Below are 16871 nucleotides of genomic sequence, written 5' to 3'. Positions count from 1 at the left end.
AATTTCCCGTATGCGACGCCGGGCCTGCGGGAGCCGACGTCGTACGAAGCGATTCCGATCGGCGTGGCGCTCACTGTCGACGCCCGATCCCGCGGGTAGTTGAGACCATGTGCGGCGCAGTCCTACTCGTCGAGTTGGGGCCTGCTCGTCTCGGGGACGGGTCGTCCCCCCGACCAGGTCTCGAGGACACGCGTCAATTGGCCGATGAGCGCGGACAGTCCGGACAGGTCGCCGCCCAACTGATAGGTCTTCAGTTCAGCGGGCGTCGGCAACTGCGCGACGATCTGGGGCAGTGAATCGACCAGTTGCGCTTGCGTGGCCGACGCGGAGCGCTGATTGGTGTTATCGATCCGAATCCGGTCGCGTTCCAGATCCAGCAGCGCGTCGTCGTGTGCCGCGCGCGAACGCCTTGCCGCGACGGCGATTTCGCCATCGAGTTCGAGCTGTCGCAATTCCAGCTTCCTGCGCAGATTTTCGGCCCGCTCGGCATGCTGCTCGCGCTCCAGACGCAGCGCGCGCAACGCGGTCTCTTGTGCGAGATCGGCGACCGCGCGCTCGTTGTCGTGCTCATGGGTGGTGCGCCGCAACCGTTCCGCCGTCTCGCGGTCGAATCGTGCGGCCTCGTTGCGGGCGCGCAGTTCGGCCAGTTCGCGTTCGTTCTCGATCCCGCGCTCTTCGGCGACCCGATTCGCTTCGGTTTCGCGCGCCGAAAGTACTTCCTGCGCAGCGAGTTCCGCGAGCCGGGCAATCTGATTCTGCGCACTGCGGTACGGCTTCTGCAGGTTCTCCCACAGTGTCGATGAGCTGACCACCGCCTCTTTGATCTGCACCGTGACGATGCGCAGACCGAGCCCACGGTCGCTGTCCGCGCCGGAGCTACGATCGGCGCTGCCCTCGGCAACGGCCCGCAGCCGTGCGGTCAACTCCTCGATGATCGGCTGCTTATCGCTGAGCACATCGCGCACTCCCATCGTGGAGACCTTGTCCTTGATGGCCGCCTCGGCCTGCTCGCGCAGCTGAATGTTGACCAGTCGCATGGGATCTTCGGCATCAGAGAAGTCCAGCTTGCGATAGGCGGTGGCGAAATCCTCGATGATCCACTGCACATAGCCCTGCACCAGCACGCCCTGCAGTTCACTGCAGATGCAGTAGGCGTTGATGAGTATCGTCTGCATCGCGCCCGGCACGACGAGATACGAATCCGTCGCGGGGTTGAAGCGGAACGAAACCCCGAGTCCGATGTGCAGCGGTTCGCCGCGACCCCGGCGCGTGTGCACCACAAAGGCATTGGGCGGCACCAAAACCGTTTGCCAGCGCCAAAATCCAGCGACCCGAACCTCCACCGGGCCGGGTGCACTGCCCTGCGGTGTCGGTCCGACTCGATCTGCTCGCTTGGCGATCGCGCCGCGCGACACCGGACCGCCCGGCGCCGCCGGTGCCCCGGCGAACGCTTGCGCGGGTGCGACCGACTTGCGCGTGCGCAGATCCCCCTCCAGCGCCGCCTGCTGCGCCACCACTTGGTCGAGATAATCGTTCTTGCCCGGATTGCTCCCCATGTCCGGGCACACTACCGGCGAATCCGGTGAACTACCCGGCGAATTCAGTTGACGCACAACCAACGCGCTCGCTCCCGCGAGCAAGACAAAGGCCCCGGTCCGATCGGACCGGGGCCTTCGCTACTGCGCTGTTGAATCAGGTGTCCCCGAGAATCAGGCGTTGCCGGAGAGCTTCTCACGCAGGGCCGCGAGCTGGGCGTCGCTGGCGAGCGAACCGCCGGAGGACTCGGCCTGGCCGGAGGACGCCTGCGAACCACTCTCGGAGGAGTAGTTGCCCGACGCGCCGCCGCCGTTCGCGGCCTCGGCCGCAGCGTCGGCCGCCATCTTCTCCATCTGCGCGGTGTGCATCTTGTGGCGACGCTCCGCCTCGGCGTAGCGGCCTTCCCACTCTTCGCGCTGCTTGTCGAAGCCCTCGAGCCACTCGTTGGTGTCGGGGTCGAAGCCCTCGGGGAAGATGTAGTTGCCCTGGTCGTCGTAGCTGTCGGCCATGCCGTACTTCGACGGGTCGAACTCGGCGTGGTAGTCCTCGTTCGCCTGCTTCAGCGACAGCGAGATCCGGCGACGCTCCAGGTCGATGTCGATGACCTTGACCATCGCGTCGTCGCCGACCGCGACAACCTGGTCCGGGACCTCCACGTGGCGCTCGGCCAGCTCGGAGATGTGCACCAGGCCCTCGATGCCCTCTTCGACGCGCACGAACGCACCGAACGGAACCAGCTTGGTGACCTTGCCCGGCACGATCTGGCCGATCGCGTGGGTACGGGCGAACTGACGCCACGGGTCTTCCTGGGTCGCCTTGAGCGACAGCGAAACCCGCTCGCGGTCCAGGTCGACGTCGAGGACCTCGACGGTGACCTCGTTGCCGACCTCGACAACCTCGGACGGGTGGTCGATGTGCTTCCAGGACAGCTCGGAGACGTGCACCAGACCGTCGACGCCACCGAGATCGACGAACGCGCCGAAGTTGACGATCGAGGAGACCACGCCCTTGCGGACCTGGCCCTTCTGCAGCTGGTGCAGGAACTCGCTGCGAACCTCGGACTGGGTCTGCTCGAGCCAGGCGCGGCGGGACAGGACCACATTGTTGCGGTTCTTGTCCAGCTCGATGATCTTGGCCTCGATCTCCTTGCCGACGTACGGCTGGAGGTCGCGGACCCGGCGCATCTCGACCAGGGAGGCCGGGAGGAAGCCGCGCAGACCGATGTCCAGGATCAGACCGCCCTTGACGACCTCGATGACGGTGCCCTTGACGGCCTCGTCCTTCTCCTTGAGCTCCTCGATGGTGCCCCACGCCCGCTCGTACTGCGCCCGCTTCTTCGACAGGATCAGGCGGCCTTCTTTGTCCTCCTTGGTGAGAACAAGAGCCTCGACCTCATCGCCCACGGAAACGACCTCGTTGGGGTCGACATCGTGCTTGATGGAGAGTTCGCGAGAGGGGATGACGCCTTCGGTCTTGTAACCGATGTCGAGCAGGACCTCGTCGCGATCGACCTTGACGATGGTTCCTTCGACGATGTCGCCGTCGTTGAAGTACTTGATCGTGGCGTCGATGGCGGCGAGGAAGTCCTCGGCGGAGCCGATATCGTTGACGGCTACCTGCGGCGAGGTGACGGTGGTGGGCATATGTCGGTTTGCTCCGGACGGATTGTGGTCGGTTGCGGACATTGGAACTTTCGGTACGCTGCGATCTCACCGCGATGACGCGACGTGACGGACATAATGAACGTACCGCACGCAAACGCTTGTGAAACCCAGCACGGGTGTTGGCGTTACTTTCTGTACAGTTGCCCCCGCAGATTGTTACTGCAGTGGCACCGGTACGGGCAGTACCCAAGACACTCGCGCGTTCAGCGTACGCGACCTTGGTCCGGCCGGGCAAACCGGTCCCGACGCCACGCCGGGATAGTCTGACGGCGTGTCGGAAGATCGCCATGCGCAGGCAAATGCGCTGCTCGGGACCACTGCGACCGCGCGGACCAGAATCGGCTCGGCCGGCAGTCAGCAGGCCAGTCGGCGCTGGTGGGACGCCGATGCCGACCAGTATCACGAAACCCACGCCGACTTTCTCGGCGTCGACTCCCCCGAGGGCGAATTCATCTGGTGCCCGGAGGGCTTGCATGAGGGCGACATGCATTTCCTGGGCGAGGTCGCGGGTAAGCGGATCCTGGAGATCGGATGCGGATCCGCACCCTGTTCGCGCTGGTTGGCCGGGCAGGGGGCGCAGCCGGTCGGGCTCGACCTGTCCATGGGGATGCTCACGCGCGGACTCGCTGCGATGGCGCGCGGCGGCCCGCGGGTGCCATTGGTGCAGGCGGGGGCGGAGGCATTGCCATTCGCCGATGAATCCTTCGATCTGGCGTGTTCATCCTTCGGCGCGGTCCCGTTCGTCGCGGACTCCGAACTGTTGATGCGCGAGGTTGCGCGGGTGTTGCGGCCGGGCGGTCGCTGGGTGTTCTCGGTGAACCATCCGATGCGCTGGATATTTCCGGACGACCCCGGACCCGCCGGTCTGACCGCCTCGATCCCATATTTCGACCGCACGCCGTATGTAGAGGTAGACAGCGAGGGCGCGCCGACCTACGTCGAACACCACCGCACCATCGGGGATCGCGTGCGCGAGATCGTCGCCGCGGGGCTGCTGCTCGATGACATCGTGGAACCGGACTGGCCGGAGTGGCTCGAGCGAGAGTGGGGACAGTGGAGTCCGCTGCGGGGTGAGTTGTTCCCCGGCACCGCCATCTTCGTCACCCACAAACCTGCCAACGCGTGATTTCTCAGAACGCCGGGAGGGCCGCGAAGTTCGGATCGAGCCGGGCGGCGGGGCAGGTATACGCCACCCAGCGGCGGGCACGCGAGAGCGGATGATCGGGGAAGCGCTCGTCCCAGCGCAGGTCATCGGCCATGTTGTAGGGCAGCGCGCCTTGCAGACCGGGTGCGTACGGATGGGGCGGATACATATTGTCGAAGCCGATTTCCAGTGCGAGTACCGCCTCACGGATTCCGGTGGTGCCGGTCTCCGGGCAGAGGATCTGTAGCACCGCACTGCAATTCGCCTTCGGCACGGTGAGCGAGGCGACGAAGACCAGGCCCGTGGGCTGATCCGGCAGTCGCATCTTCTGCAGCCGCAGCAGCGCGGGTTGCGAGTCGATACCGACGACGAAGGCCTCGATGAGACAACCGCTTTCGGCATGGATCTCCGTGAGCCCGCGGCGCAGCGTAGCCAGGTCCGTCAGTGGTGCGGGCAGATCTGGTACCAGATCGAAGTAACTCAACTGGACAATGTCGCCCGTGGCGGGATCCCGCCATGCATTGCTGTCGAGCTGCTGTAATCCACTGGTGTCGAACGAAATTGGCACCTGATCACGCTACTGCGGACGCGGCATCGTCTGAACCGCCGGGTCACGAACGAAATTCATCGAGCAATGCGGTTCGCGCATCGCCGATGTGCGAGCCGAGGTCGCCGCCGGTGTGCAGCCAGATCTCGTAGCCCGCGAAGAAACATGCCATGCCGACTTTGGCCCACAGCAGCGGCCGCACATCGGCGCTCGTCGCTACGCCCAATCGACGCGCAAGATGTTCGGCGACAAGGGATTCCACCGCATTTCGTTTGGCCAGCTCACGAGCCTGCAGGGCCGGGTTGGCCGCGATCAGCGCATCGCGGGCGCGGGCGTCGGCAATGCGGCCGGCGAAGCGGTCGACCAACGGGCCGATGACCGCTGCCATGGTTTCCTCCGGGGATTCGTCGGCCGGACGGTCGGCCAATAGCCGAGCCAGCTCCGCGCGATGCTCGTCGTCCTCGGCGAACAGCAATTCGTCCTTGCTCGCGTAGTAGCGGTGCAGGGTGCGTGTCCCCACCTCGGCCTCGGCGGCGATATCCGCGACGGTCACAGAGTCGTACCCGCGTTCGACGAACAATCGCAGCGCGGCATCGGCGATCGCTCGCCTGGTCCGCTCCTTCTTCCGATCCCGCAACGACATCCGCATATTGTCGCACAGCGCGCCATATGGCAGACTCTGCCATATGACAACAAGTGACAGAACTGTTGTGATCACCGGCGGCACGAGTGGACTCGGCCGCGAATGCGCGAAGGTGCTCGCCGCCGATCCGCGGTGGACGGTCGTCGTGACCGGGCGCGACGCCGACCGGGCCCAGACGGAAGCCGCCGCCATCGGCGCGCGGGCGGCAACACTCGACCTCGGCGCACTTGCCTCGGTCGCCCATTTCGCCGACGAATTCCGTAGCAGCGGACTACCGCCGTTGAGCGCGCTGGTGTGCAATGCCGGACTGCAGTTCACCCGCCGCAGCTACACCGAAGACGGTGTCGAAGCCACCTTCGGTGTCAACCACCTCGGACACGTCGCACTTGTTCAAGCACTACTGGACGACCTGATCGCGCCCGCGCGCATCGTCTTCGTCACCTCGGGCACGCATAATCCTGATCAGTTCACCGGCATGCCCGATCCGCTGGATACGAATGTCCGCGACCTCGCCTACCCGCCCGAGCCGACCGAATCCGCGCAGCGCGACGGCCGCCGCCGCTACAGCACGTCGAAATTGGCGAATCTGCAGACCACCTACGAATTGGCGCGACAGTTCGAGGCGCGCGACATCACGGTGAATGCCTTCGATCCGGGATTGATGCCGGGCACCGGACTCGCCAGAGACGCCGGGTCGGCGGCACAACTGTTGTGGCGCACGGTCGCTCGGGGTCTGGTGTTATTGCCCGGTGTGAATACGCCGCGCCGATCGGGCGAGGATCTCGCGTGGCTGGTCACCGATCCGTCGCTCGAAGAGATAACCGGCCAGTACTTCGTCGGCCGCACCACGAAACCGTCGTCGAAGGCGTCATATGACCGGGATGCGCAACGCGCGCTGTACACCGACAGTCTCGAACTCCTCGACGAGCTCGCGCACTGACGCATCGTCGGATGCGAATGCCGACGATGCCGAACACCCGTGGGCGTTCGGCATCGTTGCGGCAGAGCTGATTTCGCGGCTACTCCGCGGCGGGTTTCGCCTTCGGGCCGCGACCCGCTTGTTTGAGCGCGAGGCGCAGTGCGTACTCGATCTGAGCATTGATACTGCGCAGATCGTCGGCGGCCCATTGGGCAATGGCCTCGTGTATCGCCGGGTCCAGGCGTAGCAGGATTTTCTTGCGCTCGGCCATGAGGCGACTCAGGAGTAGAGCGAGCCGGTGTTGACGACGGGTTGGGTGGCGCGGTCACCGCAGAGGACGACCAGCAGGTTGGACACCATGGCGGCCTTGCGTTCCTCGTCGAGTTCGACGACGCCTTGTTCGGCGAGCCGGTCCAGCGCCAGCCCGACCATACCCACCGCACCCTCGACAATGCGGGTGCGCGCGGCGACCACTTGGGCCGCCTGCTGCCGCACGAGCATGGCCTGGGCGATCTCCGGCGCGTAGGCGAGATGGGTGATCCTGGCCTCGATGACCTCGATACCCGCCAGATCGGTGCGGTCGCGCAATTCGATGGTCAATTCCTCGGCCACCTCGGCACCGTCGCGCAGGCTGGTGGCGTTCTGGTCGTGCGCGTCATAGGGGTGGGTGGTGGCCAGATGCCGCACCGCCGCCTCGGATTGGGTCTCGACGTACTCCTCGTAGTCGTCGACCGAGAAGGCGGCCTTGAAGCTGTCGACCACCCGATAGACCACGACGGCGGCGATCTCCACCGGATTACCGTCGGCATCGTTGACCTTGAGCTTCTGAGTTTCGAAGTTACGCACCTTCAGCGAGATGCTGCGCCGGTCGGTGAGCGGCACCACGGAGTAGAAGCCGGGTTCGCTCAGCGAGCCGATGTAGCGGCCGAAGAACTGAACGACCTTGGCCTCGTTGGGATTCACCACGGTGAGCCCGGTGACCAGCAGCAGGAGCACGACCACGACAACGGTCGCGATGATCGCGCCGACCAAGGCGGGCACATTGTCGTTGTGCGCGGCCACGGCGTATCCGGCGATGGCGCCGCCACCGATCAGGAACGTGAGGACAAACCACGACACCAGCACGAGAAAGCCGTTGACGTGGAACGCCGACCGAAGCTTCATGACATCCTCCGAGTATCAAAGTGATATCACAAAGATAGCACCGATGCGGATGCCACACACTTCCGCTTTCACGCGTCATGACGAAGCCCCGTACGGATGCGGATCCGTGCGGGGCCTCGGTCGGCACAGTTGTGGCCCACGCGGGCCAGCGCGTCAATTCGCGGGTGGGATGTTGCGGTTGAAGCGGAACATGTTGCGGGGGTCGTACTTTGCCTTCAGCGCGCTCAGGTGCGCGTAGGTGTCCGGCGCGTAGCCACCTCTGGTCTGCGCCTCGTCGGCGGCGGCACCCGCGCCGTAGAGGAAGTTCAGACTGTGGCCGACGGTCCACGGCGTGAGTGCCGCGCGGACCACCGCGTGATCCTCGGGCGCGGCGTCACCCACATCGGGTCCGGGCATGGTGATGACGCGAACGATGTACTCGGCATCCCGGTTGTCCACGGCAATATTCGCGGGACCACGCCTGCCCAGCGCACCGCCGAGGTGCCGGATATCGACCACCGCCTGGATCGGCGATTCGGGTCCGGTGGCAGTGAGCAAGGCCGACAACGTTTCTCCGGTGAGCTCGCCGAGCAATGCATTGGTGGCGGCATACGCGTGCGGATGGTCCGGATCGCTGTGGATGGTGTGCGATTCGGTGTACGGCATGAGCCGCAGATCGTCCTTCAAACGATCCCCGACCGCGCGCAACGGCGCGACCAGGCGCTCGCCGTCCGCTGCGGATCCGTTGTAAGCGATCCGGATCGACGCGACATAGCGCCCGCGCAGCGGTTCCGGAATCTGCGGAATGGGCGGAAAGGTCATGACGGTCACCGTCGAGGTCACCTCGTCGGGCAGCGTTGCGGTCCAGTCCTTCCAGGCTTCCAGGACCTGCTCGACCAGTGGGGTATCGAAGACCAATTGGCCGCCGTAGACGGTGGCGACCGGCACGAGTTCCAACTCCAGCGCGGTCACCACGCCGAAGTTGCCACCGCTGCCGAGTACCGCGCCGAAGAGTTCGTCGCCGGTGGTAAGCGTGCGAACTCGACCGTCCGCCGTGACGATCTCGATGACGCGGACATGTTCGGCGGCGTATCCGAATTGCCGTGCCAACAGGCCCAATCCGCCGCCGAGGCTGTAACCTACGACCCCGACCGACGGTGAGGAGCCGTTCAGTGGCGCCAGTCCGTACGGTGCGGCGGCCTCGACCAGCGCGCCCGCCCGCACTCCGGCGCCGACGCGAGCGGTGCGCGTCTGCGGGTCGATCCGGATATCGGTCATCCGGCGGGTGCTGATCAGCACGCCGCCGACGGCCGCGACCGAGAGTCCGTGCCCGGTGGCCTGGACCGCGACCGGAAGTCCGTGGCGCGCGGCGTACTCCACCGCACCCCGCACATCCTCGACGTGCACCGCGCCGACGACCAATGCGGGGCGGTGATGGTACGCGGCCTGGAAGCCGGCGATCTCTTCGTCGTATCCGCTATCGCCGGGTCGGAAGACGGGGCCGGTGAAGGTGTCGACGATCTCTGCGGTGTTTCCCATGCCATGGACGATGCCGCGTTTCGAGGCAGAAGTACAACAGATAGTTCTGCTTATTACTATAATTATCAGTTATGGAACTACGGCAACTCCGCTACTTCGTGACCGTGGTCGAGGAGGCCAACTTCACCCGCGCCGCCGCCCGATTGCACCTGGCCCAACCCGGACTCAGCGCGCAGATCCGCCAGCTCGAACATGAACTGGGACAACAGCTTCTAGATCGGGGCGGCCGCTCGGTGACCTTGACCGAGGTGGGCGCGGCGGTACTACCGGATGCCAGGGCCGCGCTGGCGGCGACCGAGCGGATTACCTCGACGGTGGACGAATTCACCGGATTGCTGCGCGGACACGTCCGCGTCGGCTGCATTTCCGGCGCGGGCGACGAGGAATTCGATATCTCCTCGGTGCTCGCGGATTTTCACGACGACCACCCGCAGGTCGGCATCAGCCTGACCGAGGACACCTCCGAACGGATGCTCGCGGCGGTGCGCAGCGGTGAGCTGGATATCGCCCTGGTCGGATTGACGGGTGCAGAGATCAGCGCCGATATCGGCATAGATGTTGTGCTCGATACGCCGGTGGTCGCGGCGGTCGCGCTGGGCGGTAAGAAGCGTGCCACGATTACGCTCGAACAGTTGCGTGAGCACCCGCTGATCTGTCTACCGCGCGGCACCGGCATCCGGGGTGTCTTCGATCGAGCCTGCGCCGCAGCGGGATTCGAACCCGATATCGCATTCGAGGCCGCCGCTCCTCCGCTGTTGCTCCGGCTCGCCGCCCGTGGCCTCGGCATCGCGGTAGTGCCCGCACTCACCGCCGAGGAGGCCGCGGCATTCGGCGTGCGGGTGCTGCCGATCACCGAACCGGAACTGCACGGACAACTCGCGCTGGCATGGCGGCGCGATCGCCCGGGCAGTCCGGCCGCGAAAGTCCTACTCGGACAACTCCGTATCGGCTTGGGCGGCCGCTGACCGCTACAGCAGCCGCGACAGGAACGTCTTGGTGCGTTCGTGTTTCGGATCGGCGAGCACCTCGCGCGGATTACCCGCCTCCACGACCACACCGCCGTCCATGAACACCAGCTGGTCGGCAACCTCACGGGCGAAGCCCATTTCGTGGGTCACGACCACCATCGTCATACCGTCGGCCGCGAGTTCGCGCATGACCCCGAGCACCTCACCGACCAATTCCGGATCCAGCGCCGAGGTCGGCTCGTCGAAGAGCATCAGCTTGGGATCCATCGCCAGCGCACGGGCGATCGCGACGCGCTGCTGCTGGCCGCCGGAGAGCTGGGCCGGATAGGCATTCGCCTTGTCCCCCATGCCTACTCGGTCCAGCAACTCGTGCGCACGCGCCACGGCGTCCGCCTTGCGGATGCCCTTCACCTGGATGGGCGCCTCGACAATGTTCTCCAGCGCCGTCCGATGCGGGAACAGGTTGAAATGCTGGAACACCATGCCGATATCGCGACGCTGCTTGGCCGCATCGCGCGGGTGCAATTCGTAGAGTTTGCCGCCCTTTTCGCGATAGCCGATGAGATCGCCGTCGACATAGAGCCGACCCGCATTCACCTGCTCGAGGTGGTTGATACAGCGTAGAAAGGTCGATTTGCCCGAACCCGACGGCCCGATCATGCACAGCACATCGCCACGGCCGACCTCGAGCGAAATGCCCTTGAGCACCTGCAGCGCACCGAAGTTCTTGCACACCCGATCCGCGAAAATCATCGGCTGTGCGTCGGTCGGCTCAACCTTGTCTGTCGTCGGGCTCATTTCGCCTTCACAATCGTCTGCGCGTCGGCGAGTTCCTGCAGCTGCTTGGCGGTCAGCTGCCGCGAGGCGCCCCGCGAGTAGTAGCGCTCCAGGTAGAACTGCCCGATCATCAGCACGCTGGTGACCGCGAGATACCAAGTGGCGGTGACCAATAGCAATGGAATCGGCTGGAAGTTCACGCCGTAGATATCGCGGGCCCGGCCGTACAGGTCGGTGCTCAACGGGATCGCGGTGACCAGCGAGGTGGTCTTCAGCATGCCGATCAGCTCATTGCCGGTCGGCGGGATGATCACCCGCATCGCCTGCGGCAACACGGTCCTGCGCATCGTCTGCGACCACGACATGCCCAGCGCCGTCGAGGCCTCGCGCTGTCCCTCACCGACGGAATTGATTCCGGCACGAACGATTTCGGCCATATACGCGGCCTCGTTGAGGCCGAGGCCTATTACCGCGAAGGTGAACGCGGCCTGTAGGCCTTGCACGTCGATCTGCACGAATTCGGGCCCGAACGGCACCCCGAATTGGATCGACTTGTACAGCGACGGGAACAGACCCCAGAACACCAACTGCACGAAAACCGGTGTGCCACGGAAGATCCAGAGATACACCCAGGCCGCCGAGCGCAGCACCGGATTCGGCGACAGGCGCATTACCGCGAGCAACGTGCCGAGCGCGACAGCGATCGCCATCGCGAGCACGGTCAATTCGAGGGTGACCACCGCGCCGGAGGCAATCCGGCTGTCGAACAAGTACTTTCGATAGGTCCCCCATCCGTACGCGGTGTTGGTGGCCGCACCATAGATGAACAACCCGAGCAGGGCGAGGATGATCGCCGCGGCGATCCAGCGACCCGGCCTGCGTAGTGGAACGGCCTTGATCGGCTCCGGTTCTGCCGCGTCGATCGGCCCGCCGGGCCCGGTGTTGTCGCCGGGCGCCGACGTGATATCGGATGACGACATCGATCAGCTCTCGGCGCCGTTGATGACCGACTTGGTGATCGCGCCTTCCTGTACACCCCAGTTCTTGGTGATCTCCAGGTACTTACCGTTGTCGATCAGGTGCTGGACGGCGGCCTGCAGCGCCTTGCCGAGCGCCGAACCCTTGGGAACGGCCCAACCGTAGGGCGCGGAATCGAAGACCTTACCGGCCGCCTCGATCTTGCCGTCGCTCTTCTTGATCGCGTACGCGGTCACCGGCGAATCCGCCGACATCGCGTCGACCTGGCCGAGCATCAGGGCGTTGGTCGCCGCGCTCTGCTCGTCGAACGGCTTCTTATCGATGGCGGGCTTGCCCTCCGCCTCGCACTTCTTGCTGCGGGTCGGGATCTCGTCGGTGTCCTGAACCGTGGTGGCCTGCACCGCGACCCGCTTACCGCAGGCGTTATCCGGGTCGATCGGCTTACCCGACTGTTGCGCCCACTGGCTGCCCGCGTTGAAGTAGGTGGTGAAGTCGACGCTCTGTTCGCGTTCCTTCGAGTCGGTGATGGAGGACATGCCGACGTCGTAGGTGCCCGCCTGGATCGCGGGAATGATCTTCTCGAAGGAGGATTCGAGGTATTCGGCCTTGAGGCCGAGGGTCGCGGCGACCGCGTCCATCAGATCGACATCGAAGCCGACGATCTTGCCGCTCGGGTCCTTGTACTCGTTGGGCTGATAGGGAATATTGACTCCGACGACGAGCTTGCCCGACTGCTTGATCTTGTCCGGTAGCTGCGCGGCGGCCGTGTCGAACTTGTCGATACCCTGTACCTTCGCCACCGCGGGCGAGTCGTCCTCGGAGTTACTACAGCCCGTCAACACCAGTGCACCACCGGCGAGGACGCACATCGCTTGCAGGGCGCGCCTGCCAAGAACCGATCGAACAGACACAGCAGCCCTCCACATTTCGGATTCGAGAAACCCGGGTGTCACCACCCGTTTGGCAATCTAAGCGATCGTGGCGTTTCGTGCTGGACAGTAACGGAACAGTGACGCGAACTCGTTGCGAACTCACTACTGCCCAGGTGTCGGTACGCCGCCGGAACACCCTACCGCCTAGTTCGCTGATCGATAGCGCTGGCAGAGGCCGACAGCCGTGTCTTCTGACACAGTGCGACCACTGATCCCGCCGAGCCGCGCAGACAGTAGAGAACCTGGTTCCACGCGACGCACACCGCGTCCGCCCGCACCGCCGTTAGCACCGGTTAGCGAACTGCCAGCGAACACAACTCTCTACGGCGTCGGCTCCATCGATGTCAAAGGCCGGATCAGCGACGCAGTCATGTTCCGCACCCTGAGCTGGTCCCCCGGCACGCGGGTGCGAATCCGGCTGCGCGCGGGCTTCGTCGTGGTCACCTGCCCCGGTGAACACGCCCGCATCGACAACCAGGGCAGCTTGCATCTGCCCGCGGCGATCCGCCGTGCGCTGCGCATCGGCGCCGGGCAGCGCGTCCTCCTGGCCGCCCACCTACCCAGCGAAACGCTGCTCGTACTCCCCCGACCACTCATAGACGAGCTGACCGCACCGCTGTTCACCGCCCTCACCGATAAGGGACCGGCATGACTCCCCCAGCACCTGACAAGATCGCCACCGCCCTGACCGTGCTACAGAGCCTCGGTGTGTCCGCAGAGGACTTGAAAGGGCTGAGCACTCGCCCTCCAGTACCGACTTTCGCCGAATACATCCCCCGCGTCTACGCATCCCTGCCTGCCACGCTCACCCGTGACGCCTACCTGGGATATTGGCGCCGCCTGCTCGAACTCGACGGCTGGGCCGATCGGCGTCTCGACGAAGTCACCGTCACCGACCTCCAACTGGCCATCGAGCTGCTCCAGACCCAACGCAAGGTGCGCCGCAACGATCGCAACGGCTACTCCGTGCGCATCCATGCCGTCGTCGCACTACGCCGCCTGTACCAGAGCGCGGTCGACGATCGCCTCATCGACGCGACCGACAATCCCGCCCAGCGGTTACGACTGCCCCGCCAGCAGCCCTCCACCCGCGACAAGATCCCCGACGAGATTCTGCGGCAGATGTACGACATCGCGGCGACCACCGGTCAGGACCCCGAACTCGACCTTTTGTTGCTGCGGCTACACACCGAAACCGCATGTCGCCCTATCGGTGCGATGTCGCTGCGCCGTATCGATCTCGACACAACCCAATGCCTGATCCGCCTGCGCGAGAAAGGCAACACCGAGCGCTGGCAGCCCGTCTCCCCCAGCCTGATGGACGCGCTGCTGCGCCACGCCGCCGACCGCCCCGTCGCCCCAGACGAACCACTGTTGCGATCCAAACGTGGCGGACGCCCGGTCCGTCGTCGCCGCTACGAAAACATGTTCGTCCGCATGTCGCGCTACATCCCTGACATCACCGTGCGCGGCATCAGCATCTACTGGCTGCGCCACACCACCCTGAAATGGGTCGAACGCAACTTCGGATTATCGGTCGCCAAAGCCTATGCCGGACACGCCGACAGCCATCGCGACGGCGCTACCACGATCTACACCCGCGCCAGCACCAGCGAAGTCGCCGAAGCGTTGTCTTGGCTCACCGGTGAACAACATCCCCTGGCCCCATCTGCCGACTACGGCAGCCAGCCCAACGAATAGCGCGCGGTCTCGGAAAGGGCGCCGGGTCGGCATCCAGCTCATGTGGAGCCCTTTCCGGTCGGTAGCGCCCAAGTCAAAGCGCCTGGGTTGCAACTCGCGATCCATCTCAACCGAGGTATCCGCACACCAGCCGAGCACACATGCCTCGTCCGCACGCTGACCACGCCTGCACAAGGAAGCTGTCCCATGCCTGACACATCCATCGACTCACCTCACGCCGGCGTGCACACCGCACGGCCCGCACCGACCACCCGTAAGCCGCGTGCGCACGCGTTCTTCTGGACCGTGCTCACGGCAGCGGCCATCCTGAGCATCACCGGCAACGCCACCCAAGCCCTCTTGCACGACACCGCGCTGCCCGCGGTCGCCGCGGCGGTTGCCGTCATTCCGCCCCTGGCGCTGCTGGCCGCGGTGCACGGGGTCTCGGTTCTGCTGCGTGCGCACGCCGGAGCCCGCGGTACCCACGTGGTCGCGACCGCGATGACCGCATTCATTGCCATCGGGGCGTTCTGGCTATCGTTCACCGCCCTGCGGTCGCTGGCGATCACCGCCGGTGTCCCGCACGGTGAAGCGTGGCTGTGGCCGTTGATCATCGAAGGGTCGATGGCTCAAGCGACGGTCGCACTGCTCGCGCTCGCCCACTCAACCACCCACAGTGACATCCGTCCGGCCACCACCGATCAGCACGCACCGCAGAACACGTGCACACCATCTACCACGCCGACAGCGACTCAACCCGAGGTGATGATCGATAGCGATCATGTGCGCATGCCACCGCCGTTAGCCGACCGCACCGACGCAGAGTTCCAGGATGTGGCGGCGCTTCTGTGCGCACGAGACCCCGGCCGCCGCCGCGATCCCGACATGGTCGCCCGAGCACTGACTCATCACCACCTCGATGGGTGGACACCAACCCGAATCGCACGGGAACTGAACAAAAGCCGCTCGACCATCAGTCGAATACTCAGCGACGCCGCAACAATCGAAACCGTCGCCGCCGAAATCCTCGCCGCGCCCAGGAAGGCCCGCGCGGGCCAGACGACACCGACGACGTTCCCGCGGAGCCGTCCCGCCACATCGACGGCTGACTATCGCCACCGCCGCTGACCCGACTGCCGAGCCGTAGTAATCGAGGTACAGCCGGGCAATTGGCACTGACCGGGCTCGGCCGCGGTGTCAGTGGTGACGGCGTTCGACATCGCGGATTCCGTTTCAATCCATTCCATTGCATTCCGTTTCACGGGGAATCGAATGGAATGGATTTCGGTCGGTGGATGTGTAGCGGCGTGTGCGGTCAGGCGACGAGGGCGAGCATGTTCGGCACGCACCCAGGGCAGCCGGTCGGCGATAACCTGGGCCGCAGAAAGGAGTGAGATCCGCGGCCACCATAGAATCGACTCCCACCTCCGATGCCGACATGTCCATGGGCTGGCATCGCCATGACCGACCCACCGAACGAGAGGGTTGATGGTGAGCGACAATTCGACTACCTCGCTGTCCGAGTTCGAGCAGCTTGCGCCCGGTGGTCCGCACGAGGCGACCTACCCGGTCTCAGTTGGTGCACGCGCGCTGGGCAAGTCAGAACGCTGGTATATCGAGCAACTCAAGACCGGCTGCTTCCCGGGACACAAGGCCGGCCGCTCCTGGTTCCTCACCGCCGACGACATCGCCGCTGCCATCGAAGCCACCAGCCGCCCAGCCACCTCGACGACCACTCCCGCAGCCCCGCGACAACCACCGAACCAAGCAGGCCGTTTAAAAGGCGCCCAACTCGCCGTCGCCATCCGATACCGCCGCAGGACCGACGATGAGCAGCCACGACACCCTGCTCGCCGCAGCATTCCACCCGTCGCCGCCGAACTTGTCACCCCCGACCATGCACCAGCCCTGAACAGTCGGCATTCAGCCTCGATCCTTGGTCGATGCCGAAAGCCTCACCAGCGATACACGACATGACCCAGGGGCTCGAAACCCCTTGGGCCCCAGACAATACGCGCGGTCAGCCAACTCGACCTGCGCGTATCCGTATCACTGCCACTAAATTACATTTTCGCGGCGTCACACTACATTTCACGACCGAAATCCCGTCTGCTGTCATCACGCGGTCAACACATGGATCGAGAATCCTGATCATGACAACATCATCGTGTCCACATCCGTAGGCGGCCTGCGAGTCAACCCCGCAGGCCCACCAACACTGCGGTTAAGAGCATCCGAACCGCGGACAACCACATGCTTCGCAGGGCGACGTATCCATTGCATTGTTGTCGCCACACAAGCTAAACGCTGATCGATGACACAGCACTCACCGCCACGGCGTGGCGAACACCAAGCACAACAATCCACACCAGTCCCCGCGGCCAGTGCCGCTACCCCTGGA

17 protein-coding genes are annotated in these 16871 nt (G+C 65.0%); 7 read left to right on the top strand and 10 right to left on the bottom strand.

The annotated features are described in order from the left end of the window. Positions 1–122: 122 nt before the first annotated feature. Positions 123–1556: an SPFH domain-containing protein gene (locus OIE68_RS46210; protein WP_327097192.1), complete on the bottom strand. Its 1434-nt coding sequence runs from the start codon at positions 1554–1556 to the stop codon at positions 123–125. A 153-nt stretch (positions 1557–1709) separates the two neighbouring features. Then, entirely contained in the window at positions 1710–3179 is a 1470-nt protein-coding gene (gene rpsA / locus OIE68_RS46205) for a 30S ribosomal protein S1 (protein WP_327097191.1), read from the bottom strand. A gap of 292 nt (positions 3180–3471) precedes the next feature. On the opposite strand from rpsA, the gene OIE68_RS46200 reads away from it, so the two are divergent. Next, entirely contained in the window at positions 3472–4326 is an 855-nt protein-coding gene (locus OIE68_RS46200; RefSeq protein ID WP_327097190.1) for a class I SAM-dependent methyltransferase, read from the top strand. 4 nt (positions 4327–4330) lie between these two features. On the opposite strand, the gene OIE68_RS46195 is transcribed toward OIE68_RS46200, so the two are convergent. Both OIE68_RS46195 and OIE68_RS46190 read right to left on the bottom strand, forming a co-directional pair. Beyond that, entirely contained in the window at positions 4331–4912 is a 582-nt protein-coding gene (locus OIE68_RS46195; protein WP_327097189.1) for a hypothetical protein, read from the bottom strand. 43 nt (positions 4913–4955) lie between these two features. Further along, positions 4956–5534 carry a TetR/AcrR family transcriptional regulator gene (locus OIE68_RS46190; protein ID WP_327097188.1) on the bottom strand — a complete coding sequence of 193 codons (579 nt, stop codon included), beginning with the start codon at positions 5532–5534 and terminating at the stop codon, positions 4956–4958. Between the two features lie 43 nt (positions 5535–5577). On the opposite strand from OIE68_RS46190, the gene OIE68_RS46185 reads away from it, so the two are divergent. Next, positions 5578–6474 (top strand): SDR family NAD(P)-dependent oxidoreductase, encoded by an 897-nt coding sequence (locus OIE68_RS46185; RefSeq protein WP_327097187.1) that lies wholly within the window; start codon positions 5578–5580, stop codon positions 6472–6474. Positions 6475–6553: 79 nt separating this feature from the next. Here the strand turns inward: OIE68_RS46185 and OIE68_RS46180 are convergent, their stop codons facing one another. The 3 genes from OIE68_RS46180 to OIE68_RS46170 form a co-directional block, all read right to left on the bottom strand. Then, positions 6554–6724 carry a toxin-antitoxin system HicB family antitoxin gene (locus OIE68_RS46180; RefSeq protein ID WP_327097186.1) on the bottom strand — a complete coding sequence of 57 codons (171 nt, stop codon included), beginning with the start codon at positions 6722–6724 and terminating at the stop codon, positions 6554–6556. An 8-nt stretch (positions 6725–6732) separates the two neighbouring features. Next, complete coding sequence (locus OIE68_RS46175; protein ID WP_327097185.1) at positions 6733–7617, bottom strand: SPFH domain-containing protein; 885 nt, start codon at positions 7615–7617, stop codon at positions 6733–6735. A gap of 153 nt (positions 7618–7770) precedes the next feature. Next, the gene (locus OIE68_RS46170; protein ID WP_327097184.1) at positions 7771–9135 is read right to left on the bottom strand and encodes an FAD-binding oxidoreductase; all 1365 of its coding nucleotides are present in this window, start codon (positions 9133–9135) and stop codon (positions 7771–7773) included. A 71-nt stretch (positions 9136–9206) separates the two neighbouring features. On the opposite strand from OIE68_RS46170, the gene OIE68_RS46165 reads away from it, so the two are divergent. Next, positions 9207–10100: a LysR family transcriptional regulator gene (locus OIE68_RS46165; RefSeq protein WP_327097183.1), complete on the top strand. Its 894-nt coding sequence runs from the start codon at positions 9207–9209 to the stop codon at positions 10098–10100. Between the two features lie 3 nt (positions 10101–10103). On the opposite strand, the gene OIE68_RS46160 is transcribed toward OIE68_RS46165, so the two are convergent. The 3 genes from OIE68_RS46160 to OIE68_RS46150 are packed head-to-tail and all read right to left on the bottom strand — an operon-like array spanning position 10104 to position 12727. Then, the gene (locus OIE68_RS46160) at positions 10104–10856 is read right to left on the bottom strand and encodes an amino acid ABC transporter ATP-binding protein (protein WP_327102043.1); all 753 of its coding nucleotides are present in this window, start codon (positions 10854–10856) and stop codon (positions 10104–10106) included. 41 nt (positions 10857–10897) lie between these two features. Beyond that, positions 10898–11860, bottom strand: coding sequence for an amino acid ABC transporter permease (locus tag OIE68_RS46155; RefSeq protein ID WP_327097182.1), 963 nt, complete (start codon positions 11858–11860; stop codon positions 10898–10900). A 3-nt stretch (positions 11861–11863) separates the two neighbouring features. Continuing rightward, positions 11864–12727, bottom strand: coding sequence for an ABC transporter substrate-binding protein (locus tag OIE68_RS46150; RefSeq protein ID WP_327102042.1), 864 nt, complete (start codon positions 12725–12727; stop codon positions 11864–11866). A 433-nt stretch (positions 12728–13160) separates the two neighbouring features. Here OIE68_RS46150 and OIE68_RS46145 point away from each other — a divergent pair, with 433 nt between their 5' ends. The 4 genes from OIE68_RS46145 to OIE68_RS46130 all read left to right on the top strand — a co-directional run bounded on the left by OIE68_RS46145 (position 13161) and on the right by OIE68_RS46130 (position 16447). Then, positions 13161–13442: an AbrB/MazE/SpoVT family DNA-binding domain-containing protein gene (locus OIE68_RS46145; protein ID WP_327097181.1), complete on the top strand. Its 282-nt coding sequence runs from the start codon at positions 13161–13163 to the stop codon at positions 13440–13442. Beyond that, positions 13439–14491: a site-specific integrase gene (locus OIE68_RS46140; RefSeq protein ID WP_327097180.1), complete on the top strand. Its 1053-nt coding sequence runs from the start codon at positions 13439–13441 to the stop codon at positions 14489–14491. Before OIE68_RS46145 ends, OIE68_RS46140 begins: the two co-directional genes overlap by 4 nt. 186 nt (positions 14492–14677) lie before the next feature. Further along, positions 14678–15598: a DUF2637 domain-containing protein gene (locus OIE68_RS46135; RefSeq protein ID WP_327097179.1), complete on the top strand. Its 921-nt coding sequence runs from the start codon at positions 14678–14680 to the stop codon at positions 15596–15598. Positions 15599–15958: 360 nt separating this feature from the next. Further along, positions 15959–16447, top strand: a complete 489-nt coding sequence (locus OIE68_RS46130; protein WP_327097178.1) for a hypothetical protein — start codon at positions 15959–15961, stop codon at positions 16445–16447. Positions 16448–16871: the final 424 nt, after the last annotated feature.

The sequence above is a fragment of the Nocardia vinacea genome (assembly GCF_035920345.1).
GTDB classification, from domain to species: Bacteria; Actinomycetota; Actinomycetes; order Mycobacteriales; family Mycobacteriaceae; genus Nocardia; species Nocardia vinacea_A.
The sequence above is the reverse complement of the archived record's forward strand: the minus strand, read 5'-3'. Positions and strand labels throughout refer to the sequence as shown.